This is a genomic window from Terriglobales bacterium (assembly GCA_035651995.1).
Classification (GTDB): domain Bacteria; phylum Acidobacteriota; class Terriglobia; order Terriglobales; family Acidobacteriaceae; genus DASRER01.
In genome coordinates, this window is sequence record DASRER010000006.1 from 26,057 (window position 1) to 49,978 (window position 23,922).

At 66.2% G+C, this 23,922-nt stretch carries 15 protein-coding genes; 9 read left to right on the plus strand and 6 right to left on the minus strand.

Features of this window, described 5'->3' with window-relative positions:
- Positions 1–102: 102 nt before the first annotated feature.
- A complete protein-coding gene (locus VFA60_03120) occupies positions 103–804 on the minus strand; it encodes a class II aldolase/adducin family protein (protein ID HZQ90764.1) in 702 nt (233 codons plus the stop codon).
- A 234-nt stretch (positions 805–1,038) separates the two neighbouring features.
- Between VFA60_03120 and queA the strand changes: the two genes are divergently transcribed.
- From queA to glmM, 7 genes are all read left to right on the plus strand, one after another.
- Positions 1,039–2,142, plus strand: a complete 1,104-nt coding sequence (gene queA, locus VFA60_03125; protein HZQ90765.1) for a tRNA preQ1(34) S-adenosylmethionine ribosyltransferase-isomerase QueA — start codon at positions 1,039–1,041, stop codon at positions 2,140–2,142.
- Positions 2,143–2,262: 120 nt separating this feature from the next.
- A complete protein-coding gene (locus tag VFA60_03130; protein ID HZQ90766.1) occupies positions 2,263–4,410 on the plus strand; it encodes a M28 family metallopeptidase in 2,148 nt (715 codons plus the stop codon).
- 68 nt (positions 4,411–4,478) lie between these two features.
- Entirely contained in the window at positions 4,479–7,331 is a 2,853-nt protein-coding gene (gene polA, locus VFA60_03135; GenBank protein HZQ90767.1) for a DNA polymerase I, read from the plus strand.
- Positions 7,332–7,463: 132 nt separating this feature from the next.
- The gene (gene xseA / locus VFA60_03140) at positions 7,464–8,870 is read left to right on the plus strand and encodes an exodeoxyribonuclease VII large subunit (protein ID HZQ90768.1); all 1,407 of its coding nucleotides are present in this window, start codon (positions 7,464–7,466) and stop codon (positions 8,868–8,870) included.
- Between the two features lie 82 nt (positions 8,871–8,952).
- On the plus strand, positions 8,953–9,852 hold the full coding sequence (cdaA, locus tag VFA60_03145; GenBank protein ID HZQ90769.1) for a diadenylate cyclase CdaA: 900 nt from the start codon (positions 8,953–8,955) through the stop codon (positions 9,850–9,852).
- Positions 9,853–10,530, plus strand: a complete 678-nt coding sequence (locus tag VFA60_03150) for a CdaR family protein (GenBank protein ID HZQ90770.1) — start codon at positions 9,853–9,855, stop codon at positions 10,528–10,530.
- Positions 10,527–11,927: a phosphoglucosamine mutase gene (gene glmM, locus VFA60_03155; protein HZQ90771.1), complete on the plus strand. Its 1,401-nt coding sequence runs from the start codon at positions 10,527–10,529 to the stop codon at positions 11,925–11,927. Before VFA60_03150 ends, glmM begins: the two co-directional genes overlap by 4 nt.
- Positions 11,928–12,528: 601 nt before the next feature.
- Here the strand turns inward: glmM and VFA60_03160 are convergent.
- The 3 genes from VFA60_03160 to VFA60_03170 form a co-directional block, all read right to left on the minus strand.
- Positions 12,529–13,455: a proline dehydrogenase family protein gene (locus VFA60_03160; GenBank protein ID HZQ90772.1), complete on the minus strand. Its 927-nt coding sequence runs from the start codon at positions 13,453–13,455 to the stop codon at positions 12,529–12,531.
- A gap of 110 nt (positions 13,456–13,565) precedes the next feature.
- Positions 13,566–13,925, minus strand: a complete 360-nt coding sequence (locus VFA60_03165; protein HZQ90773.1) for a response regulator — start codon at positions 13,923–13,925, stop codon at positions 13,566–13,568.
- On the minus strand, positions 13,922–16,129 hold the full coding sequence (locus VFA60_03170) for a response regulator (GenBank protein HZQ90774.1): 2,208 nt from the start codon (positions 16,127–16,129) through the stop codon (positions 13,922–13,924). The genes VFA60_03165 and VFA60_03170 overlap by 4 nt, the downstream gene beginning before the upstream one ends.
- Positions 16,130–16,445: 316 nt before the next feature.
- Between VFA60_03170 and VFA60_03175 the strand changes: the two genes are divergently transcribed.
- Positions 16,446–17,036 (plus strand): PAS domain-containing protein, encoded by a 591-nt coding sequence (locus VFA60_03175; GenBank protein HZQ90775.1) that lies wholly within the window; start codon positions 16,446–16,448, stop codon positions 17,034–17,036.
- A gap of 45 nt (positions 17,037–17,081) precedes the next feature.
- Here VFA60_03175 and VFA60_03180 read toward each other — a convergent pair whose 3' ends face one another.
- Both VFA60_03180 and VFA60_03185 read right to left on the minus strand, forming a co-directional pair.
- Positions 17,082–18,332 (minus strand): hypothetical protein, encoded by a 1,251-nt coding sequence (locus VFA60_03180; protein ID HZQ90776.1) that lies wholly within the window; start codon positions 18,330–18,332, stop codon positions 17,082–17,084.
- A 159-nt stretch (positions 18,333–18,491) separates the two neighbouring features.
- Complete coding sequence (locus VFA60_03185; protein ID HZQ90777.1) at positions 18,492–20,096, minus strand: patatin-like phospholipase family protein; 1,605 nt, start codon at positions 20,094–20,096, stop codon at positions 18,492–18,494.
- A 352-nt stretch (positions 20,097–20,448) separates the two neighbouring features.
- Here VFA60_03185 and VFA60_03190 point away from each other — a divergent pair, with 352 nt between their 5' ends.
- The gene (locus VFA60_03190) at positions 20,449–23,769 is read left to right on the plus strand and encodes a TonB-dependent receptor (protein HZQ90778.1); all 3,321 of its coding nucleotides are present in this window, start codon (positions 20,449–20,451) and stop codon (positions 23,767–23,769) included.
- Positions 23,770–23,922 lie beyond the last annotated feature (153 nt).

Sequence of the window (23,922 nt, forward strand, 5' to 3'; positions counted from 1 at the left end):
GCAGCAATCAGCAGTCAGCACTCAGCATTCAGCCCTTGAGCATCCCGGCTACGAATGGCAGGTTTTGCCGGGCGGTTCAGGGGCTGCATGCTGACTGCTGATTTACTGCGGCCTCTTGCTCGTGCCCGTCGCGCGGTGGGCTTCGGCGGCTGCCGCCTGCGCCGCGCGGTTGTACTCCGCGCGCTGGGCGTTCAGCTTGCGGACAGCTTCTTCCGGGAGCATCTGCTCGCGCCCAAGCTGGTGGGTGACGAGCGCGATCTTGGCCGCGTGCTCCACGATTTCCATGTTCATGTAGGCGCGCTCCAGGTCGTGTCCGTAGGCGACCACGCCATGGTTGGCCATCAGGATGGCGTCGTGGTGCGGCACCAGCGGCGAGAGCGAGTCGGCCAGTTCCGGCGTTCCCGGCGTGCCATAGCGCGCCAGGGGCACCGAGCCGAGCGTCACGATGACTTCAGCGAGAATCGGCTTGTCCAGCGCCATGCCGGCCACGGCGAAGCCGGTCGCCGTCGGGGGATGCGCATGCACAATCGCGTGCACGTCAGGCCGCTCGTGGTAGATGAGCAGGTGCATGCCCATCTCGGTCGAGACGGCGCGGTCGCCCGACTTGCGCCGCCCGTCGGGATCCACCAGCACCATGTCGTCGGCCGACAGCGTGCCTTTGCACAAGCCGGCGCAGGTCACCAGGATCGTGTCGTCGTCGAGGCGGACGGAAAGGTTGCCGTCTTTGGCGGCGATGAAGCCGCGCTCGTAGAGCATGCGGCCGAAGCGGACAATCTCTTCCCGGTATTGGCGCTCGCTTTTCAAGTGCTGGGCCTTCGAAGGTCGGGGGGAAAAAGCATCCTAACCCGCTTTCGGTTGCCGCGGCAAACTGAATCGTAAGTTGCTGTTTCGCAAGCGCGGCGCAATTTTCCGCGGCGCTGCGACGATTTTGGGGCGTGCGCCGGTTCGCTGGGCCCACGCCCCTGAGTAAGACGCGCGGCGCCGGCCTTGGGCAGCCTGCCGTGCATGCCCTTGGCGCCGCATAGTAGATTCAAGCTTGTGCTGGTTTCCGACTTCGACTACCACCTGCCGCCGGAACTGATCGCGCAGCAGCCCGCCGCCGAGCGCGCCGCCGCGCGCATGCTGCACCTGCGGCGCGGCGTCGAAAGCGGCGCACTCGCGGACCGGCAATTCCGCGACCTGCCCGGGCTGCTGCGTCCTGGCGATCTGCTGGTGATGAACAACACGCGCGTCTTTCCGGCGCGGCTCTTCGGGCGTCGCTCCGGCGCGCGCGCGCAACCGGTCAGCCCGCGGAATCCCGCAGCCCGCGAATTTCTGAAGGGAACGGTGGAGGTGCTGCTCACGCGTCCGCTGGGAACAGCGGGCGAATGGGAGGCGCTGGTCCGTCCCGGGCGCAAGATCGGCGTGGGCGAGCGGCTCGCCTTCGGCGAACGCGAATGCGACGCGCTCCATGCCGAGGTGATCGCGCGCGGCGAGTTCGGCGAGCGCACCTTGCGCTTCGATTCCGTGCCTGACTTTTTCGATCGCGTGGAGCGCATCGGGCATGTGCCGCTGCCCCCTTACATCGCGCGTGCCGATGGGGCCTCCGACCGCGAGCGCTACCAGACCGTCTACGCCCGCGAGCGCGGCTCCGTGGCCGCGCCCACCGCCGGGCTGCACTTCACGCCTGAGGTGCTAAGCGAGGTCCGCGCGCGCGGCGTGGAAACCTGTGAGGTCACGTTGCACGTCGGACTGGGAACCTTTCAGCCGCTGCACGCCGAAGTGGTCGAGCAGAACAAGCTGCATGGAGAGCGCTACTCGATTTCGCGTGTGGCCGGCGAACAGATCAACCGCGCCCGCCGGGAGAAGCGCCGCATCGTCGCCGTCGGCACCACCACGGTGCGCACGCTGGAGTATGCGGCCTCACTCTCCGACGCCGCCGGGATTTCGCCGGGCAGCGGCGAAGCAGAGCTGTTCATCTATCCCGGGTACGAGTTCCGCGTGGTGAACGCGATGCTCACCAACTTCCACCTGCCGCGCTCCTCGCTGCTCATGCTGGTGTGCGCCTTCGCCGGCCGCGAACGCGTGCTAGCGGCCTACCGCCATGCGGTCGCGCAGCGCTACAGGTTTTATTCTTATGGCGATTGCATGCTGATTGAGTGAGCCGATTGCGAATTGCCGGAGTGCGGAGTTGCCGGATTCTTCATGCCGACACGAGCAAATAAGTTTGCAGAGGGCGCAGCGCCGATACGGCGGAAAAGGGCGCGCGCGATTCTGCTGGCTTTGGCGACCGCGTTCAGCCCGCCTTCCCCGGGCCGGGCCGCGGCAAGCCGCGGCCAGAACTCCCAGGCGCCGCCGCCTGCGATCATCGGCTTCCGCGACGCTCCCCGCCAGGCCGAGCTCGAGCGCCGCTTCCTCGCCGTGCCCGATCCCAAGCTTGCCGAGCAGCACCTGCGCGCCATGGCGTCGGCGCCGCACATCGCCGGCTCGCCGAAGGACCGCAAAACCGCCGACTACGTGGCGCAGCGCTTCCGCGAAGCGGGCCTTGAAACGGAAATCCGTGAGTACCGGGTGTGGATGAACAGGCCTGGCGAGATCAGTGTTGACGTGGTCGCACCGCCGGGAGTGGCGATGCACGGGCCGAACCCCGAACGCGTTGAGGGCGACCCGTGGCAGGACGACGCACGGGTCATCCCGCCCTTCAACGGCTTTTCTCCCTCGGGCGACGCTGAGGCCGACGTCGTCTACGCCAACTACGGCCGCCCGGAAGACCTCAAGCAGCTCGAGCAGATGGAGATTGACGTGCGCGGCAAGATTCTGCTCATCCGCTACGGGCAGAATTTTCGCGGCGTGAAGAGCTACATCGCGCAGGAGAGGGGCGCTGCCGGCGTGCTGCTTTACTCCGATCCGTTCGATGACGGCTACGTTCGCGGTGACGTGTATCCGCGCGGGCCGTGGCGGCCGTCGAGCGCGGTGCAGCGCGGCTCCATTCAGTTCGCGTTCGAGTACGCCGGTGATCCCACCACGCCGGGCATCGCCGCGGTCCCGAGCCTGCCCGACGCGCAGCGCATTGCTCCCGAGCGCGCGCCTGACCTGCCGCGCGTGCCGACCACGCCGCTCTCATCAGCCGACGCCGAGCCGCTGCTTCGAAACCTGGGTGGACCCGAGTCGCCGCGCGATTGGCAGGGCGGCCTGCCGTTCACCTATCACGTGGGGCCCGGGCCGGTACGCGTGAAGATGCGCCTGAAGCAGAGCTACGCGTACACCACGATCTGGGATGTGATCGGACGCCTGCGCGGCTCGAGCGAGCCCGAACAGTGGGTCGTGGCCGGGAATCACCGCGACGCGTGGGTGTACGGCGCAGTCGATCCAGGCAGCGGCACGGCGGCGATGCTGGAAGCGGTTCACGGCATCGGTGAACTTCTCAAATCAGGCTGGCGCCCGCGGCGCACCATCGTCCTGGCGAGCTGGGACGCCGAGGAGCAGGGCCTGATCGGCTCGACCGAGTGGGTGGAAGACAACGAACGCGCGCTCGCCAATGCCGCCGCGTACGTCAACATGGACAGCGGCGCCTCGGGCCCTAACTTTCGCGCCTGGGCGTCGGGCGAGCTGAAGGATTTTCTGCGCGACGTGGCGCGCGCCGTGCCGAGTCCCAGGGGCGGCACGCTCTATGAGGCCTGGCGAGCAACACCGGAGCCGGCGCGCCCAACTTCACGCACTCTGACGCCGTCTCTGCGCGGGGCCGTCAGCGGCGATCCGCCGGTCGGCAACCTGGGCAGCGGGTCCGACTTCACGCCCTTCCTCGAGCACGCCGGCGTGCCCGCCACCGACGCGCGCAGCAGCGGCAGCTACGGCGTGTACCACTCCGTCTTCGACAACTTGAGCTGGTTCATGAAATTCGGCGATCCAACCTTCGCCTACACGCAGGAACTGGCGCGCTTCTTCGGCCTGGAAGTCCTGCGGCTCGCCAATGCCGACGTGCTGCCGTATGACTGGCAGGACTACGGAAAGGAAATCTCCGGCTACGTGGACGCCGCCGCGCAGCGCGCCGCTTCCGTTGCCGGCGCAACGCCGGCGGGATTCACCGCGGCGTCCGCGGCCGCCCAGCGCCTCACCGCCGCCGGCGCTTCCATTGCGGCAGCACAGAAGAATCCGCCCGCGGACGCGGCCGCGCTCAATCGCGCGCTGATCGCTGCCGGACGCGCGCTGCTCCTGCCCGGCGGACTTCCCGGCCGCGCATGGTATCGGCATGCGATCTACGCCCCCGGCGAGTACACCGGATACGCCTCGGCGCCGCTGCCCGGCCTCGCCACGGCGATCGAGAACAAAGATGCTGCGCAGATCGAGCAGCAGGCCGCCGCGCTGGCCGCGGCGCTGAACCGCGCGGCGGAGATGTTGGAGAAGGCAACGAAACCGGTTTCTGGTTTCTAGAAACGAGAAACTGGAAACGAGCAACTCAGCCAGCGCGCTGAGCCCGGAGCAGTTGTTAAACTTACCTGTTGCCTCGCAAAGTCAAATCCAAAGCTGAAGCCCCAGTCGCCACGCAGGAAGCGCCCGCTCCGGCGCCGGCGTCACAGCCCCAGCCCATCGCGCCGGCCAAGCCGCAGCTGCCCAAAGGCTCGCGCGGGAAGGGCCGCGTCTTCCTCATCGACGCCATGTCGTTCATCTTCCGCGCGTACCACGCCATGGCGCGGCAGCGGCCCATGTCCACCAAGACCGGCATTCCCACCGCCGCCACCTACGTGTTCGTCAACATGCTGCGCAAGCTGCGCGCCGACTTCAAGCCCGAATACATCGCGGCGGTGTTCGACGTGGGCGCGCCCACGTTTCGCGATCAGCAGGCGGCGGCGATCACTTCGGTGCGCAAGTACGATTCGAAGACGCAGCAGTTCCAGGACGTGGCCTACGATGGCTACAAGGCCAACCGCTCCGCCATGCCCGACGACCTGGCGCAACAGGTGCCGTACATTCGCCGTGCGCTCGAGGCGTATCGCATTCCCATCCTCGAGTACGCCGGCTACGAGGCCGACGACCTGATTGGCACGCTCGCGCAGAAGGCGGCGAAGGCCGGGCATCCGGTGTACGTGGTTTCCAGCGACAAGGACATGCTGCAGCTGGTGAACGAGCGCGTGTGCGTGCTCAATCCGCCGAAGGACAACCTCATCTGCGACCGCGCGGCGGTGGAGCAGATTCTGGGCGTGCCGCCCGAGCGGGTGGTGGACGTGATGGCGCTGCGCGGCGACTCCATCGACAACATTCCCGGCGCGCCCGGCATCGGCGACAAGGGCTCGGTGGAACTGATCCAGCGCTTCGGCACGGTCGAAGCGGCGCTGGATCACGCGGCCGAGGTCGAGCGCAAAACGTATCGCGAGTCGCTGCTCAACAATCGCGACGTGGTGCTCAAGAGCAAGGAACTGGTCACCATCGACTGCAACGTGCCAGTGGAACTCGACGTGGAAGCCATGACCGCGCGCGATCCTGACTCGAACTCAGCGCGCGCGCTGTTCACCGAACTGGAGTTCACCACGCTCGCCAAGGACTTTGCCCCAACGCTCGATCTCGGCGAGCGCAAGTACACCGAAGCAGAGTCGGCCGCCGACGTCGAGCGCGTGCTCGCGCGCGTCTCGGCTGAGCAGCCGCTGACGTTTGTCCTCGAAGCGCAGGCCGAGGCGCCGCCGGCTGCGGAGGAAGAGGAAGAGGACGAGGAGGCGGAAGAGACAAGCGGCAAACTGCCGCTCAGCGCGCCGCCGCCGGAAACTGCGGCCCAACCTGCGCGCCGCGTGGCAGTCTCGTCGCAGCCGGGCGAGGCGCTCACGCTCTCGCTCGACGACGGCGGCGCATCATTGCGGCTGAGGAAAGCGCTGGCCGATCCAAACCTGCCGAAAGCCACGCACGACCTCAAGTCGGCGCTTCGTGTGCTTGCTCGGAAGGGCCTCGCGCTCGCCGGCGTTGCCGACGACGCGCTGCTTTATAGCTATCTGCTGGATCCCACCTACTCCTCACACTCACTCGCCGCCGTCGCGCTGCGCCGCTTCAACCTCAAACTCGAAGGCGGGCTGGCCGAGAGCGCCGACGTGGCCGGCCGCCTGATCACGCTCCTGCGCGGCGAGGTGGCCGAAGCCGGTCTGCGCGGCGTTTACGACGACATCGATCTGCCGCTGGCACCGGTGCTCGCGCGCATGGAAATTGCCGGCGTCAAGATTGATTGCGGCGTGCTGGCTGCCATGTCGCGCCGCCTGGAGCGCGAGGTGAACGCAAAAGCGCGCGAGATCTACGACAAGGCCGGCACCGAGTTCAACATCAACTCGCCGCGCCAGCTCGGCGACGTGCTCTTCAACAAGCTCGCGCTGCCCAAGCCGGTCAAGTACGGCAAGGGCAAGACGATCTCAACCGCGGTCGATGTGCTGGAGGGGCTTGCCGCCGAGCACGAAGTCCCGCGCCTGGTGCTCGAGTACCGCCAGCTGTCGAAGCTCAAGTCCACGTACGTTGACGCGCTGCCCGCGCTCTGCGATCGCTCGAGCGGCCGCCTGCACACCACGTTCAACCAGGCCGGCACAGCCACGGGCCGGCTCTCATCCACGAATCCGAACCTGCAGAACATTCCCATCCGCACGGAACTCGGGCGCGAAATTCGCGCCGCCTTCGTCGCGGAGAAGGGAAACGTGCTGCTGGCGGCCGACTACTCGCAGATCGAGCTGCGCCTGCTGGCGCACTTCTCCGAAGACCCGCTGCTCACCGAGGCGTTCCGCCGCGGCGACGACATCCACACGCTCACGGCCTCGCAGGTCTTCGGCGTGCCGCCGCTCATGATCAACGCCGAGCACCGCCGCCGCGCCAAGGCGGTCAACTTCGGCATCGTGTACGGCCTCTCGCCGTTCGGCCTGTCGCAGCAGCTCGGCATCGAGACGAAAGAAGCCAAGCAGTTCATCGACGCCTACTTCGCCAGGTACACCGGCGTGCGCCGCTTCATCGATCGCACGCTGGACGAAGCGCGGCGCGATGGGAAAGTGCGGACGCTGTTCGGACGCGTGCGCCCCATTCCCGACATCAACAGCAAGAACACCAATATGCGCGGCTTCGCCGAGCGCACCGCGGTGAACACGCCGTTGCAGGGCACGGCCGCCGACCTGATCAAGCTGGCCATGATCCGGATTGACCGCGAACTCGCCGCCCGCAAGCTGCGCGCGCAGATGACGCTCCAGGTGCACGACGAGCTGGTGTTCGAAGTTCCCGAATCTGAAGTGGACACGGTGCGCGCGCTCGTCGGCGAGCAAATGGAGCGTGTGCATGCGTTGCGCGTGCCGCTAGTGGTGGAAGTCGGCGTGGGACCGAACTGGCGGGACCTGGAGTGAAGCAATTGCCGAGCTGCCGAATTGCCGAACTGCCGAGTTGCATTTCCTGCGTGCCCTTTGTGCTCGGTTTGTGTCCTTTGTGTTTAGCTTTTGACTTTCAACTCCGCGGTCCCGCAGTTCGGCAATTCCGCAATGTCTTCTGAAGGCCAACTCGACTTCACCTTCCAGCCGCAGGCCGCGGCGCGCCGCGTGTGGCGTGTGGGCGACCTGGTCGGCGCGGTGCGCACGCGCCTGGAGCGCGAGTACACCGACGTGTGGGTGGAGGGGGAGCTTTCCAACGTAAGGCCTGCTGAGAGCGGACACATCTATTTCACTCTGAAGGATGGCAGCGCGCAGCTTCGCGCCGTGATGTTCCGTTTGCAGGTGCGCCTGCTGCGCTTCCGTCCCGACAACGGCCAGCTAGTGATCGCCCGCGGACGCGTCACCGTGTACGACGCGCGCGGCGATCTGCAACTGCTGGTCGAATACCTCGAGCCGAAGGGCGCGGGCGCCCTGCAGGTCGCCTTCGAACAGCTCAAGGCGAAGCTCGAAGCGGAAGGCCTGTTCGCGGCTGAGCGCAAGAAGGCGATTCCATCGCTGCCGCGGCGCATCGGCGTGGTCACGTCGCCGCGCGGCGCCGCCATGCATGACATTCTCAACGTCCTGCGCCGCCGCCACGAGAACGTGCACATCCTTATATATGGCGCGCAGGTGCAGGGCGAGACGGCGGCGGCCGAGGTCGCGACGGGCGTCAAGCTGTTCAACATGCCCTCGCGCCTGCCGGGCAAGAGGCCTGTGGACGTGATCATCGTGGCCCGCGGCGGCGGCTCGGCCGAAGACCTGGCTGCGTTCAACAACGAGGCGCTGGCGCGCACCGTCGCCGACTCGCGGGCGCCGGTCATCTCCGCCGTGGGGCACGAGACCGACTTCACCATCGTGGACTTCGTCGCCGACCTGCGCGCGCCCACGCCCTCGGCGGCCGCGGAGCTGGTGATCCGCAGCCGCGACGAACTTGACGAGCGCCTGGCGGCATTGCGCTCGCGCCTCGGCCGTGCCGCGCGCTATCGCCTGCTCCTCGCACGCAACGCGCTTACCGAACGCGCGCAGCACGGCGCCTTCGCCCAGATGCGCCAATCGCTCGGCCGCCGCCAACAGCGCCTCGACGAACTGACCTTCGCGCTCATTTCGCGCGCTCGCGCGCAGGTGCACGACTGCCGCCAGCGCCTGGAGCGCGCCGCCACCCGCGTGCGGCACCACGACATCCGCCGCAAGCTCGCCGCCACGCGCAGGGAAGTGGAGTCGCGCAGCGCATCGCTGGTTTCACTCCAGCGCCGCCTGCTGGCCGACCGCCGCGCCCGCGTGGAGGCCGTTGGCGCGCGCCTTGAAGCTCTCTCGCCGCTGAAGGTCCTGGAGCGCGGCTACGCGCTCGTGTTCGACGCCGCAGGCAAGCTGGTCAAAGACGCCGCCCAGGTCGCGCCGGGGGACGAGATCCGAGCCCGCGTCGCGCGCGGCGAGATCACGTCGGTGGTCCAAGGGAGCGACCGAGGCTCCAAACAGTAGTTGGCGGGCAGCAGCGTTCCGTCCCCGCACCCGTTACAATGACCCCAGCCGCGCGCGGCAATCTGACCGGGAGGGGACCGCTTTGCCGACGCACCTGGTGCAGCGCTGGACAGACGTGTCAGCACTTGAAGTGCTCGACATCGTGCTCGTCGCCGTGCTGATCTATCAGTTCCTGGTGCTGGTGCGCGGCACGCGCGCCACGCAGATCCTGGTCGGCGTCGCCGTCCTGGCCGGCGCCTTCTACATGGCGCGGCAGAACAACCTGCCCACGCTGAACTGGCTGCTGAGCACCGCGTTGCCTTACGCGGTGTTCGCTCTCATCGTCGTCTTCCAGCCGGAGATCCGCCACGCGCTGGCGCGCCTCGGCCACCGCCTCACCTTCACGCGCATGGCCGGGCAGGAGGGCGACTCCTACGACGACATCGTGCTCGCCGCCAACCTGTTTTCGCAGAACAACACCGGCGCGCTGATGGTGATCGAGCGCGACATCGGCCTGCGCACGCACATCGAGAGCGGCGTGCCGCTGGAGGCCAAGCTCAGCTACGACCTGCTGGCCACCGTCTTCCGTCCCAGCGCGCCGCTGCACGACGGCGCCGTCATCATTCAGAAAGACCGCATCGCCGCCGCGGCGTGCTTCCTGCCGCTCTCGATGAACCCGGTGCTCTCCCCGCAGCTCGGCACGCGGCACCGCGCCGGCATCGGCATCACCGAAGAAACCGACGCGATCGCGGTCATCGTCTCGGAAGAAACTGGCGCCATCAGCCTGGCGGTTTCCGGCAACATCGAGCGCGACATCTCGACCGACCACCTGCGTGCGCGCCTGGCCGATCTGCTGCACTGGCGCTTTGCGCCGAGCACGAGCGCACCGCAGCCGCTGATCTCCGAGTCCGATCTGCTGCCCGAGCGCGACCAGCCGCTGCGCCCGCCCAAGCTCGGCGAAGGCGTGCCGTCGCCCGCCTCCAAGCCCGGAGAGGAGCCATAAATGGACTTGCTCCGGCGCTACGTCTTCAGCAATTTCTGGCTCAAGCTGCTCTCACTTTCCAGTGCGTTGCTGCTGTGGCTGGGCGTGGCTCGGCAGCCGCAGGTGGAGATCGCGCATACCATTCCGCTGGAGTTCGTCCACATGGCCGACGACATTTCGGTCGTCACCGACGCTCCTCCGCAGGCGCAGGTGTGGATTCGCGGCCCCGAGCGCGTGGTGGGCGGCGTCAGGGCCGACGACCTGCATGCCACCATTGACCTGGCCGGCGTGCGCCGCGAAGCCGGCGAGCGCACGTTCGAACTCGCTCCCGGCCAGATTCGCGCGCCGCACGGCATTACCGTGGTGCAGGTGGTGCCCGGCGAATTTCATCTGCGCTTCGACCGCCGGGTTACGCGCCAGGTGCCGATCAAGGCGCGCGTGCAGGCAACACTTCCTCCGGGATACGAGATCCAAAGCGTGACCGCCGATCCGCCCACCGCGATGATCGAAGGTCCGGAGACGCGGGTCACGCCGGTGGAAGCGGCTACGACGGACACGATTGACGCCAGCGGCACAGCCGGCCGCGCCGTTTTCAGCGCGAGCGCCTACGTGGACGACCCCCTGGTGCACGTCGTGGCGCCAACGCACGTGCGGGTTATCGTGGTGACGGGCAAATCGAGTTCGGGGGCGGCGCAGTGAGCGCGAAGGGCGAACCGGGAAAAACGCGTCAGCTGTTCGGCACGGATGGGATTCGCGGCGTTGCCGGCGAATTTCCGCTCAACGAGAGCACGGTCTTCGATATCGGCCGCGCGCTCGGGGCGCGCCTCAGCGCCAGCACGGGCACGCGCCGCGCCGCTCGCGTCCTCATCGGCCAGGACACGCGCGAGTCCAGCCAGTGGATTGCCGAAGCGCTCGCCGCCGGGCTTCGCTCCAAGCAGGTCGAGGCGCACAGCGCCGGCGTCGTCACTACGCCCGGTGTCGCGTACCTGGCGCGCACGCGCGGCTTCGAAGCCGGCGTGGTGATTTCGGCTTCGCACAATCCCTGGCACGACAACGGCATCAAGGTCTTCGGCGCCGACGGCTACAAGCTCAGCGACGCCGTCGAGCACGAGATCGAGCGCGAGATTTTCCAGCACATCGCCGAGGGATCCACGCCGCCGGCGCGGCGCCAGGCGCTCGAGGTCAACGAGGCGCTGCACTCCAGCTACGTGGAGTGGCTGGCGGCGCAGGTCAGCGGCACCGACCTGGGCGGCCTCAAGGCGCTCATCGATTGCGCGCACGGCGCCACGTCGCAGTTGGCCGGCGAGGTCATGCGCGCTGTTGGTGTGGAAGCGGTGCTCATGAACACCGCGCCCGACGGGCGCAACATCAACGACGGCTGCGGCGCGCTGCATCCGGAGATTGTGGCCAAAGCCATCGGCGAAGCGTCGGCGTTCGAGCATTACGACCTGGGCATCAGCTTCGACGGCGACGGCGATCGCGCGCTCTTTTCAGACGCCAGGGGCCGCGTGGTGAACGGCGACGGCGTGCTCCTGCTCTGCGCCCGTGTCATGCTCGCCGCCGGCAAGCTGCGCAACGCCACCGTGGTCGCCACCACCATGTCGAACATGGGACTGGAAGCGGCGCTGCGCCACAGCGGCATCCAGATGCTGCGCGCGCCGGTGGGCGACAAGTACGTGCTGGAAGAGATGGTGCGCTCGGGCGCAACGCTGGGCGGCGAGCAGAGCGGCCACATCATTTACCGGGATGGCGACTCCACCACCGGCGACGGCCTGCTCACCGCGCTCCGCGTGATGCAGGTCATGGCCACGAGCGGAAAAAGCCTGGCCGAACTGGTGGGCGACCTGAAGGTCTTCCCGCAGACCATCAAGAACGTGCGCGTGCGCGAGAAGCGCCCGCTCGACCAGATCGCCGCCGTGGCCTCGGCCATCAAGCGCGCGGAACTCGAGCTGGGCGAAGAAGGCCGGGTGGTCGTGCGCTACTCCGGCACCGAGCCGCTGGCGCGCGTGATGGTCGAAGCTGCCGATGAGGCCAAGATGCGCGCCTCGGCCGACGCGATTGCAGGCGTGATTCAGCGCGAGCTGGGCGCGCAGTAGTTGCCAGCTGCCAGTTGCCAGTCTAAGACCCGCTCCGAAGCGGTCTTCAATGCGGGCGCCAGCCTCGCGAAGCGAGCGGCACGAACATATGCCCTCCCCCACCGCCACTGAATGGAATCATCAGCTTAGCGACCGAAGTATGTTCGTGGTCTGTCGATCTAAAGGGGTTAGGGGCAAAGTATATTGCCTAAAGGAATTAGGCGCGCAGTTGTCAAAGAACCAATGCCCGCGCGCGTGTGCGCGGGCCTGCTTTCAAGGGTAGCAGCCTGGGCTGGGCGGATGGGAAGGCCGGGTGAATTTCTCTTCGTCGTGTTTGGAATGAGTTGCGGCGGATTTTGCGTTGGCAGGGGCTTGACACGGTTTTTGTGTCGCTCGCTACGCGAGCTTGGGCGTCGGCGCGCGGTCTACCCACAGCTTACGCTGTGGGCCACTACAGTGCCGCCGGCTTCGCCGGCTGTGCTTGCATGCCCGCGAACCTCGAGATTCTTCAAATCAGGAAACGATGGCTGAGAAACAAACCGAGAACCGATACCAGCGAACTGAGAACCGAGAACTGAGAACCGGGAACTGAACTGGCAACCTGCAACTGGCAACTGACAACTCACGAAAACAGGTTCTTCACCACGAACCACCCGTTCGCGGGCCGCTCCGCCAGCCGCCGCATGAACCAGGGAAACCAGAAGTCGCCGTAGGCCACCAGCACAATGGACTGGTAGCCCTGGCGCGCCAGGCGCAACTGCTCGGCGCGCTGTATTCCGTACAGCATCTGGAACTCGTACTCGCTCCTGGCCAGCTTGCGCTCGGAGGCGTGCTGGATGACGCGCGCGATCAGCGACAAATCGTGCGTCGCAATCGCGGCCCGCAAACCGGCGCGCCGCGCCTTTTCTGACAGGAGCGTTGAGGCGAGGGCAAAGTAGTTTTCGTCCACGTCTTTCTTTTTCGGAAAGGCGACTTCGGGCGGCTCCAAGTACGCGCCCTTCACCAGGCGTATCGCTCCGCCCAGCGGCAGCAGCGCCGCCACGTCGGCCGCGGTGCGCCGCAGGTAGGCCTGCACGCAAACGCCGGTGTTGGCGCCTTCAGCGCGCGAGCGCCGATAAATGGCGAGCGTGCCGTCGACGTACGGGCTTGACTCCATGTCAATCCACACCGTGCTGCGCGGTCCGGCCGTCTCGATGATGCGGCGCACGTTGGCATAGCAGAAGTCGGGGTCGAGATCGAGCCCGAGGTGGGTCAGCTTGATGGAAACTTCCGCCGCCGGGCCGGAGGAGCGCACCGTGCGCAGCACTTCGATGTAGTGGTCGGCGACGCCCGCTGCTTCCTCGCGCCGGGCCACGTTTTCCCCCAGGTGGGTAAGCACGCAGCCGATGCCGTCGCGCGCCAGCGTCGCGGCGGCAGCCAGCGCATCGCCGGCCGATTCGCCGGGCATGAAGCGCGAGACCGTGCGCCGCACGAACCGGTAGCGTGGCGCGCGTTCACGCAGCCAGCGGCTGGTGGAAGCGGCCAGGAACGCGCTGCGCATCACGTTCATGGGCGCGATGGTACCAGACGCCGATTGAACATCGGGTCACGGGCCATGGAGTCGCTGGATGCACGCGCGGTTGACGCGGTCCAATGATCAATGACCCGATGACGCGATGCTCACTGCTTCACCCTCGCAATCTCCGCTTTCAGCTGCGCGCTTTCGATGGGCTTGGTCACGTAGCCATTGAAGCCTGCCGAGATGGCTTTTTCGCGATCGCCGGCCATGGCATAGGCGGTCACGGCGAGCACGGGCACGCCGTTCAGTTTCGGATTCTGCCGGATGCGGCTGAGCACTGCGTAGCCATCGAGCACGGGCATCTGCAGGTCCAACAGGACCAGGTCGGGCACATCGGCCTCCATGCGGTCCAGCGCCTGCTGGCCGTTCTCCGCCAGCGCGACCGTATGTCCCCAGTTTTCGAGAAGCTCGGAGAGCATCTCCTGGTTCAGCGGATTGTCTTCCGCCAGCAGTATCTTCATGCCACCCCTGCCCAGTTTTTGCCCTGCGCGGTGGCGTTGCGAACGCTCTCCAGCAGCCGCGACTGCCACTCGTCGCTCTTATGTAGCAGCGCGCGGGCGCGGCGCGCCACCGTTTCGCGCTCCGGCGGCGTAAGGTCTTTGGCGGTGAGCACCAGAACGGGAATGCGGCGCCAGCCCTCGTTGTCGTGCAGGCGCTCCAGCACCTCAAAGCCGTCCATCTCCGGCATCAGCAGGTCCAGCAGGATGACGTGCACGCTGTTCTCGCGCTCCAGGCACGCAAGCGCTTCCAGGCCGTTGGCGGCCGAAAGGATGCCGAACCCCGCCGGTTCCAGCACCTCGCGCACCAGCCGCAGCATGTCAGGATCGTCGTCCACCGCCAGGCAGGTCAAGGGTTGGCCGGGACGCCCGGCAGTCTTGCGGCGCACCGCATCAAGCAGCTGCTCGCGGTCGACCGGTTTTACCAGGTAGTCGGAGGCGCCGAGCGAAAAGCCCAGCTTTTTCTGGTCGACGATGGAGACCACGATCACGGGAATGTCGGCCGTTTCGGGCGTGTTGCGCAGCTCGAAGAGCGTTTCCCATCCGCTTCCGGTCGGCATCAGCACATCGAGCGTCACCACTGCCGGACGCAGCGTGCGCGCCCTTTCCAGCGCTTCCTTGCCGCTGTTCGCCACCGCCGTGCGATAGCCCGCGTTGGAAAGATGGCTGACCAGCAGCTCGCAGGCGGCCATCTCGTCGTCCACCACCAGAACGAGCGGCGCCTCCGGGGAACCGGCGATTTCGATGGCCTCGGGCGGGGGACCGATGCCGGCAGCCAGTTCCGCGGCCGGCAGGGTGAAGCTGAAGCTGCTGCCCGCACCCGGCTGGCTGCTCACGGTCAGGCTGCCGCCGTGCTGCGCCACCAACCGGCGCGTGATGGCCAGCCCCAGGCCGGTGCCCTCGGTCACACCGCTCGAGGCCTTGCCGACCTGGCGGAACTCCTCGAAGATGACCTTCTGGTCTTCTTCGCTGATGCCCACGCCGGTATCGGTCACCGAGCAGCGCACCATCTTGCCTTCGTTCACGGCCTCGATCGTCACCGATCCGCCCTCGGGCGTGAACTTGATCGCGTTGCTCAACAGGTTGTAGAGCACCTGCTTCACCCGCGTCCGGTCGGCATAAACCGCGATTCCCGGCGCCACCGAACTGCGTACGGTGATGCGCTTCGTCATGGCCAGCGGCCGTGTTGTGGAGAGCACTTCGCCCAGCCCCGCGGCGAGGGCGAACGTCTCCGGCGCCAGCTCCACTTGCCCGGCCTCGATCTTGGAAAGGTCGAGGATGTCGTTGATCAGCTGCAGCAGGTGGCGTCCGCCTCTCTGGATGTGTTCCACCCAGCGCACCTGCTTGGGCTGGAGCGGCCCGGCCACCTGGTCCTTGAGCAGCTCGGAAAACCCCAGGATCGCGTTGAGCGGCGTGCGCAACTCATGGCTCATGCTGGCCAGGAACTGGCTCTTGAGCTGGTTGGCGCGCTCCACCTCCTGGCTGCGGAGTTCAACCTCGTGTTTGCGCCGCTCGGCTTCGTCCTGGAAATGGCGGCGAATGGCGACCTCGCGGTTCAGTCGAAGGAAGATGAAGATCACCAGCAGGACTGAAAAGCCGCCGCCCGCCAGCAGAATGATGGCGACCGAACGTGCATCGGCCTGGGCCATGGCCTCGCGGTCCTGCAGCAGCGTCCTTTCTTCTTCCACGACATCATCGAGTAGCATTCGAGCGTCGCGGGAAAGCTGTGGCCCCCCGCTGGAGCGCACGAATTCAATCGCCGCTGCTTCTCCCTTGCTCTGACGCAATGCCGCGCCCTGCTCCAGCCGCTGCAAGCGCGCGCGCAGGAGGGGCTCGATACCCGCCAGCCGGCGTTGTTGCACCGGATTGTCTTTGGTGAGCTGGTTCAGGTCCTCTAAGTGCTGCCACACGCGCGCGGAATGCATGTGGAAGGCGTCCAGATAGGGCTGGTCGCCGGTCAGCAGGAAATCGCGCTGCTCGGCTTCGGCGGCGCCCAGTTCCGCAAGGACCTGCTCAACCGACTGGATCACGATGTAGGTGTGGCTGACCCAATGGGCATTCACAGTGAAACCCGCGGTTTGCCGGTACCCTACGATCCCGACCGTAACCAGGGCCACTATGGTGCCAAGAAAGAGGATCGCCAGCTTCGTGTCCTGCAGCCGGTGCATCGCTGCCTCCCAAGTGCGCGGCGCTTGCGGGAATGCACTCAGTCCCCGGTGCTACTTACAACGTTTCAGGCCATGAAAGTGCTTTACAGCGTGAGGCTTGCGGCAGGGCAAGCTTAGCCGGGGCACGGTGCCGGTGTCCACGCAAAACAGGACTCTAGGGGAATGTCGGGGAGGCCAGGTGCGTCAAAATGCGTCAGAGCGTGTACAGAGGCCTATTTTGAGTAAAATACGCGTCCACGCATCCGTGGAAAATTCCATTTTGGCAGGCAGGTTTGCCGTGGGACTGACAACATACGCCAGATCGGATTTTGGTGTGATGCGCGCTGCCTCTTTCGATCCCGACCGCAAGGTTCTGACCGGCTGGAAGGAAATCTCCGCTTACTTACAAAAGAGCATTCGCACGGTGCAGCGCTTTGAGGAGCTGCAGCGCCTGCCGGTACGCCGCGTTGCCGGCAAGCGGCGCGGGCTGGTCACCGCCTACACCGACGAGCTGGACCAGTGGCAAAAGGACTGGACCGTGCTTCGCCACCGCGCGGTCGCGGCCGACGCCGGCGACTTCCGGCTGATGTTCGAACAGGCGCTCGATGCCATCCTCATCACCGATGACCGGCGCATGATCGTCGAAGTGAATCCCGCCGCCTGCCGGCTGCTGCGCCGCGAACGCGACGAGCTTGCCGGGACGCGGCTGGATACGATCACTCCGCCGGAGCTGGCGCCGCACCTGAGCCTGATGTGGGAGCGCTTTCTCGCGGAGGGTTCGCTGCGCGGCGTCTTCCGCCTGCGCCGCGGACAAGGGGACGACCTGGTAGTGAACTTTGCCTGGCGGGCGCACTATCGGCCGGGCCGCCACTTCAGCGTGCTGCGTCCGGTGCCGGCGCACGATCCACAGCGCGAGGACTGCCCGTAGACTCGGGCCGCCTCTTGAGCGGACAAGCCGGATGCGCAGACCTTGCTACGCCGACGCGGCGACGTCCGTCTGCAACGCGGGGCTCCGCAGCACGCCCTCGGTCAGCGCTTCGGCCACGAACCGCACCAGCTCGCGCGGCAGGAACGGATGGAACATGCAGGGCACGCCGCTGGTGCGAATGAATTCTTCGACCTCGTCGTCGCACGCCGCCAGGGTGAGCGCGATGCGGCGCTCCAGGCCGGGATGGTGACGCGCCAGGCAGCCGTGGATGTGCGGCGCGGCCCAGCCGTCGGCGGTAATGTCGTTAATCAGCAGCAGGTCGGGCGTGCCGGTTTGCAGCCGGTCCACCGCGTCGGACCAGGAGGGCAGCGCCAGCACCCACGCGCCCGCCTTCTCCAGGATGCGTTTCTCTACTTCGATCACGGCGCTGTGCGAACCTACGATCATCAGGTGCGAGCCGGCGAGCGGGCCCGGATCCGGAGAGGCGGCTTCGGCTACTGGCGCTTTCGCTACGGGCGGCTTCACTTCTTCTGTTTCGCGAGCCGCGGGCGCTTCGACAGCCGGCGCTGGGGACGCCGCGGCCGGCGCCGGAGCGCTGGCTGCGCGCTCGCGCTCGGCGATCGCGCCGGTCAACGTGTTTGACGTCCACATGCCGAACGCGACGGTTGCGCTCAGCGACGGCGGCGTTGCGGTCCGCTCCACCGGCGGCGCACCGATCGTTACTTGTACTTGTGGCGGACGCGTTGGTTGCGGCTGATGCACTGGCTTGGGTTGCCGCGCAGCTTGCGACTGAGGAGCCGGCAGCGGCGGTTGCGCCGCTTTCGGCGTCGGCACGGGACGCGGCTGCGCGGCGGGCTGGGGCTTCGGGGTCAGCTCTCCCAACACCGGTTGCGCCACCACGGGGCGCCTGAGCACGGGACGCAGCAGGGAAATTTTCAATGACGTCAATACCGGCACCTGGAAGCGCCACTCGAGCAGGACGAGGCCGGTGAGGATCGCGGCCGAGCAGAGCAGGAAAATCAGGCCCGCGGGCATGTGCGAGGGCGCTTCCGGCGGAACGGGCGCCATTTGAAAACGCACTTCCAGGCCCTCGGGCGTCTTGTACCCGAGCTGATTGATGACAACTTTTTTCGGGTGCGCGGCGTTGTAACCGCGCGTGTTGACGTACTGGACTTCGCGCTCGGCTGTGTCTTTGCGGGCCTGCCCGAGCACCTCTGATACGCCTGCGAGTCCGAACCATGCCAGGACCGCGATCGTCCCGGCGGCCGCCGAAGCCGTGCGCCGCGTGATTTTCATCAGGACTGCGGGGTTCGACCAGAGCTGCGGCCAGTATCTGCCCGGCTGACTGTGCGTGGAATTACTAAGTGAATACCCGCTGTGGAAAAACCAGCAATCAGCACTTAACAGTCGGCATTCAGACCCTGAACCCTGCGGAATTGTCCAGCTTGGGAGCAGCTAGGTGCTGACCGTGGCCCCCGCTGCCCGCTCGGCTGCGAGCCGCAGAGTGACCCTGGGAAGATCGTGCGGCAGGTCGAGCAGGTATTGGCGGAATTCCAGCACGGCGCGGCAGCCGTCGGCGTACCCCTGCAGGATGGCGGGCGCGGTGATGCGGCCGTCGAAGTCGAGCACGGTGGGCGCCAGCGGCGTCTCGGGACATACCGTGAACGCCTTCAGATAGCGATAGCGCCGCGCGCCCAGCTCGATGGTTACCTGTTCGGGGCGCAAGTTCATCGGCGCCGCCGAGGCCTCACAGAGTCCGTTGATGTTTTCCAGGAAGCGCAGGTCGGCCTTCACGTTCTGCGCCACCAGCACTTCCAGGGCGCGCAGGCCCACGTCGAGAAAACTCATGCGCCCCGTCTGCGCGGGCGCGTGCCGCGGCTCCACCATGATGAGGAACAGCACCTCGGCGCCCAGGCGGATGGCGGGGCGGATCGGCTGGTTGGCCACAATGCCGCCGTCGGTCCAGTCATGCTTTTCCATCTGGACCAGTTCGTAAACCAGCGGAAATGCCGACGAGGCGATGACCGCGCGGAACAGGTCTTCGGCCGTGCGTACCTCGTTGCGCACGAAGTCCACGTCGACGCCCGGATCGCGCGCCAGCTCGCCGGCATTGGCGTTGGTGAAGAACTGCACTTCGCCGTTGCGTATGTCGCTGCTGGTCACGACTACGCGAATGGGGGAAGCGCGCAACCCGGCCGCCGGAATGCAATCGCGCAGATAGTTCGACCGGTCGAAGTTGGCGAACAGTCCGCTGCGCAGCGGCAGGCGCAGAAACTTGTGCCCGAGCAGGCTGATGGGACGCCGCAGCAGCCATCCCAGCGCGCCCAGCAGCGCCAACGACCCGAGCAGAAGCAGGCGCTCGTCAATCGGAAGACGCACGATGCCGCTGCGCCCCAGGTGCAGGTGCATCGCCACGAAGATGCTCCACACCACGGCGAGCACCACCGCGTTGCCGGCGATGGAAGCGAGAATCTTTTCCGTGCGCGGCTTCCAGTGCTCGTGCCGCAACTGCCGGCGCAGCAGGATCAGCAGGTAGGGAAAGCTGTCGTAGAACCACATCACCACCAGCCCGGCCAGTCCCAGGGAGAGCCACGCCAGGCGGGGGTGCTCCAGGTGGACGTAAACGTTCTTCTGATACAGCCAGGCTCGCGCCAGGTTTCCAAAGCCGGCGGTGGCCGCGATCAGCCCCGCCAGCATGACCAGATAGCGGCCCCAGTCGATGCCCACCGCCGTGGAGGTCACCTTGAACCAGGCGTCCACCGCGGGTTCCGCGTTGCCCACCAGGGTGCTCGATTGCGCCGCGTACGAGCCCGCATTGATGCTGCCCACCGACGTTGACGTGAGGATGTGGGTTGGCAGGGCAGCGTCCTGGAACGCGAGCAGCACGCCCGCTTCGTAGGCGCCGCGCGCGCCGCCGCCGGAGAGCACCGCCGCAATGCGCCCCGGCGATCGCGACCAGAGTTGCGCTGTATCGGCGGCCAGGCCGGCGCGAAACTCGGCGCGCCGCGCCTGCAGGACCTGGCGCGCCGCGCCGATTTGCAATTGGGCAGAGCTCCGCATTGCTCCAAGCATAAGCCGGAACTCCAAACCCGGGCCGCAAACCCGGCCGAGTCCAGTAACCGGAGTCCAACCGCATGCCAGCCCGAATCGCCCGCGTCCTGCCACTTCCGTCAGGGGAGATTCAGACCCTGTCGAACAGGCGATTACTCTTTGAACACCAATGTGCTAGCGGGAAAAATGCAGATTTTCATAGATACATTTCAAATATAGGAAAAGGGACGAGAAGGTTATCCAAGGTGTCAACAACCGCCATTGTGGGATGAACGACTTGCGGGCAGGTACTTTGGAACCCAAGCTGCTAAGTTGAAGTTCGTACGTGTTCCCCCAAGTAAAACACAGTTTTGGAGGAGAGATGGAGCGCGACTTCCGTCTTACGAGCAGGACATGGGTTGTTCTGGCGCTGGCCCTGGCGCTGGCGATTCCAGGATTGGCCCAGACCAGCCGCGGTACGCTCACCGGCACAGTCACAGATCCGACTGGCGCCGTGGTAGCGAACGCAGCCGTCACCATCAGCAACGCGGCAAATGGAACCAGCCGCAGCACCACCAGCAACAGCGCCGGCATCTACCGCTTCGACGCGGTTGACCTGGGCGTGTATGACGTTTCGGTCAAGGCCAAGGGCTTTGCCGAATCGAAAGCGGTGGGCGTGAACGTGCCCGCCGTCGTGGTCACCGCGCTGGACATCGCCCTGAAAGTGGGCGCCAGCACCGAGACCGTCACCGTGGAAGCGACGCGGCAGGAAGTGCTGCAGACCACCGAGCAGGTGCGCGGCGGCAACTACACACCGCGGACCATCCAGAACATTCCCCTCGCCGGCCTGGACTCGCTGGCGGTGCTCACGCTGATTCCCGGCGTCACCACTCCGACGACCAGCTTCAGCAACGGCACGTTCAACTTCGTGGTGAACGGGCAGCGGCCGCGCGGCAACAACTTCATGATTGACGGCGTGGAGAACAACGACATCTCCGTCGCCGGGCCGGCCAACACCATCACCAACTACAACGCGGTGCAGGAAGTTTCGGTTCAGACCACCAACTTCACCGCTGAGTTCGGACGCGCCGGCGGCGCGGTCATCAATCAGGTGACCAAGTCCGGGACGAACTCGTTCCACGGCAACGTGGAGCACTACTACCTGAGCAACGCCTTCAACGCCACCAGCAACGACGATCGCCTGGGTGGCCTGAAGCACCCGGCCAAGTACGTGGAGAACATCCCCGACTTCACCGCCGGCGGACCGGTGATCATTCCGGGCCTTTACAACGGCAAGAACAAGACGTTCTGGTTCGCCGCCGGACAGTGGGACCGCCAGTATCAGGGCGGCCAGCTCAACATTCGCGTTCCCACGGCGTCGGGTTTCGCGACGCTGCAGGCGCTGGCGTCGTCGTGCCCGAACGTGGCCACCTATCTCCAGGCCCTCGGCCCCATCCGCGGTGGCGATACGCTTTCTCCGACCACGATCAGCATTGCTGCTCCGGCCGGCACGACCACGTGCAATGGCACGCTCCGCACGGGCCAGAGCATCACCACCGGCCTGTTCTCGCGCATCGAAGCCGAACCGTTCCTCGACAACAACCACATCATCCGCATCGACCACGTCGTTTCGGCGAAGCAGAACATGACGTTCCGCTGGCTGTATGACGACAGCATTCAGACGCCGAACGGGCTCGCCAGCCTGCCCGGCTTCGACAACGCCTTTAAGGGCCGCACACTCTCCGGCACCTGGGCCGATACCTATGTGCTCAGCCCCAGCTGGACCAACGAATTCCGGTTCAACTATGGCCGCATCAACTTCGGCTTCCCCAGTGCCGCGCCGGACGCGTTCCACAATGACCTGCCGCGCTACACCATCACCGGTGTGACCGGCTTCGGTCTGATGACCAACATCCCGCAGGGACGTATTGCCAACAACTGGCAGTACCAGGACACCATGACCAAGGTGGAGGGCACGCACACCTTCCGGTTTGGCGGCGACTTCCTGCGGCAGATCGCGGCCCAGGACCCGCCGTTCAACTTCCGTGGCTCGTTCAGCTATGCGGCGAGCACCGGCGTTGGAGCGGCAACCGCGCTGGCCAACTTCATCGACAACTTCGGCGGCAACGGCGGCAGCCTCAACAAGCAGTTCGGTGTGGCCCGCTATCGTCCGAACCTCTTCCGCCAGTCCTACTTCTTCCAGGATGCGTGGAAAGTCCGCTCGGACCTGACGCTGAACCTTGGCCTGCGTTATGAGAACTTCGGCACTCCGGTGAACTTCTTCACCGTGGCCGCCTTCACCAACTACGACCCGGTGAACTTCGCCGCGCCGCACAAAGTGAATGCGGACAACAACAACTTCGGTCCGACCGTCGGCTTCGCGTGGAATCCGCGTGGCAGCTCCGGCTGGCAGCACGCCCTGTTCGGAGACGGCAAGACGGTTGTCCGCGGCGGCTACCAGGTGACCTACGACACTTGGTTCAACAACCTGCTGTCGAACATCGCCGGCTCTTCGCCGAACACCCTGGGCGGCTCCATTGCGTCCATCCAGAACGCGGCGAATCCTCGCGGTTCGGGGAACTTCTCCGATCAGTTCGCCGGCATTACGGCGACGCCTCCGACCAAGGAGTCGGCGCAGAGCAGCTTGTTCGATCCCAACATTCGCAACCCGTACACGTATCACTATTCGCTGGGCGTCCAGCGCGAGGCCCCGCTCGGCATGATCTTCGACGTGTCGTACGTGGGCACGGCAGGGCGCAAGCTCTTCCGCACGCTCGACATGAACCCCATCGTGAACGCCGCGACCGGCGACCGCCTGCATCCGGAACTGCAGTCTCCGGGCACGGTCAATGGTCTGTCGCACGCCAGCCAGGGTGTCCGCTCCATCCGGTGCGCCTGCGTCAACTCGCGTTACGACGCGCTGCAGGTCAACGTGAAGCGGCGCTTCAGCGCCACGCCGGTGGGCACCATGGCGGTGGAAGGCTCCTACACCTGGTCGCACACCTTCGACGCGGGCTCTGAGGCGTTCGCTACCGCGAACACCAACAGCTCGTTCCAGTCGATCGCGCAGGTGCTCGGGCCGCAGTTCTCACGCGTTGACTACGCTGACTCCGATCTCGATCGCCGGCAGCGCCTGGTCATGAACTTCGTGTGGGATGTGCGTGGACCGAAGACGGGAGTGCTCAGCTATATCCTGGGTGGCTGGTCGCTCTCGGGTATTCCGCGGTGGCAGACGGCGGCTCCGTTCACCATGCTGAACGGTACGGACCGCAACTCTGACGGCCAGGCCGGTCCGGACCGTCCGGATGTCGGCAACCCGAACGCGCCGCTCAACACCCGCGCCACCTCGGTGGCCACCAGCGTGTGCGCCAGCGGCCTGCGCAACATTGACACCAGCGCCTGCGTCACGGCGAACGATGTTCACTGGATCGTGGGAACCGGGAACCCCACGGCCGCGACCATCCGCCGCAACAGCCAGCGCAGCAACGGCTTCGACATCGTCGATGCGAACGTGATCAAGCACTTCAAGATTCGCGAAGGCATGGATCTGCAGTATCGCCTCGAGATGTTTAACGCCCTCAACACCATCAACTTCACGGGCGTTCCCGCGGTCACGGTTGCGTCGTCGTCTTCTTTCTACGACTTCACGCAGCTGGCCGCCAGCGGCCGCACGATGAGGATGGCGCTTAAGTTCACCTGGTAAACCCCTGCATCCTCCAGGTGGCCCCGGAGATTTTCTCCGGGGCCTTTTTTCTTTCGGCAAGCAGCCGGCGCTCAGCACTCAGCCGAGAACGATTGCGGAACCGCCGAATTTGATAGGCCTTCGTCCACCGGCGGATGCCGTCCGTCGTGTTTG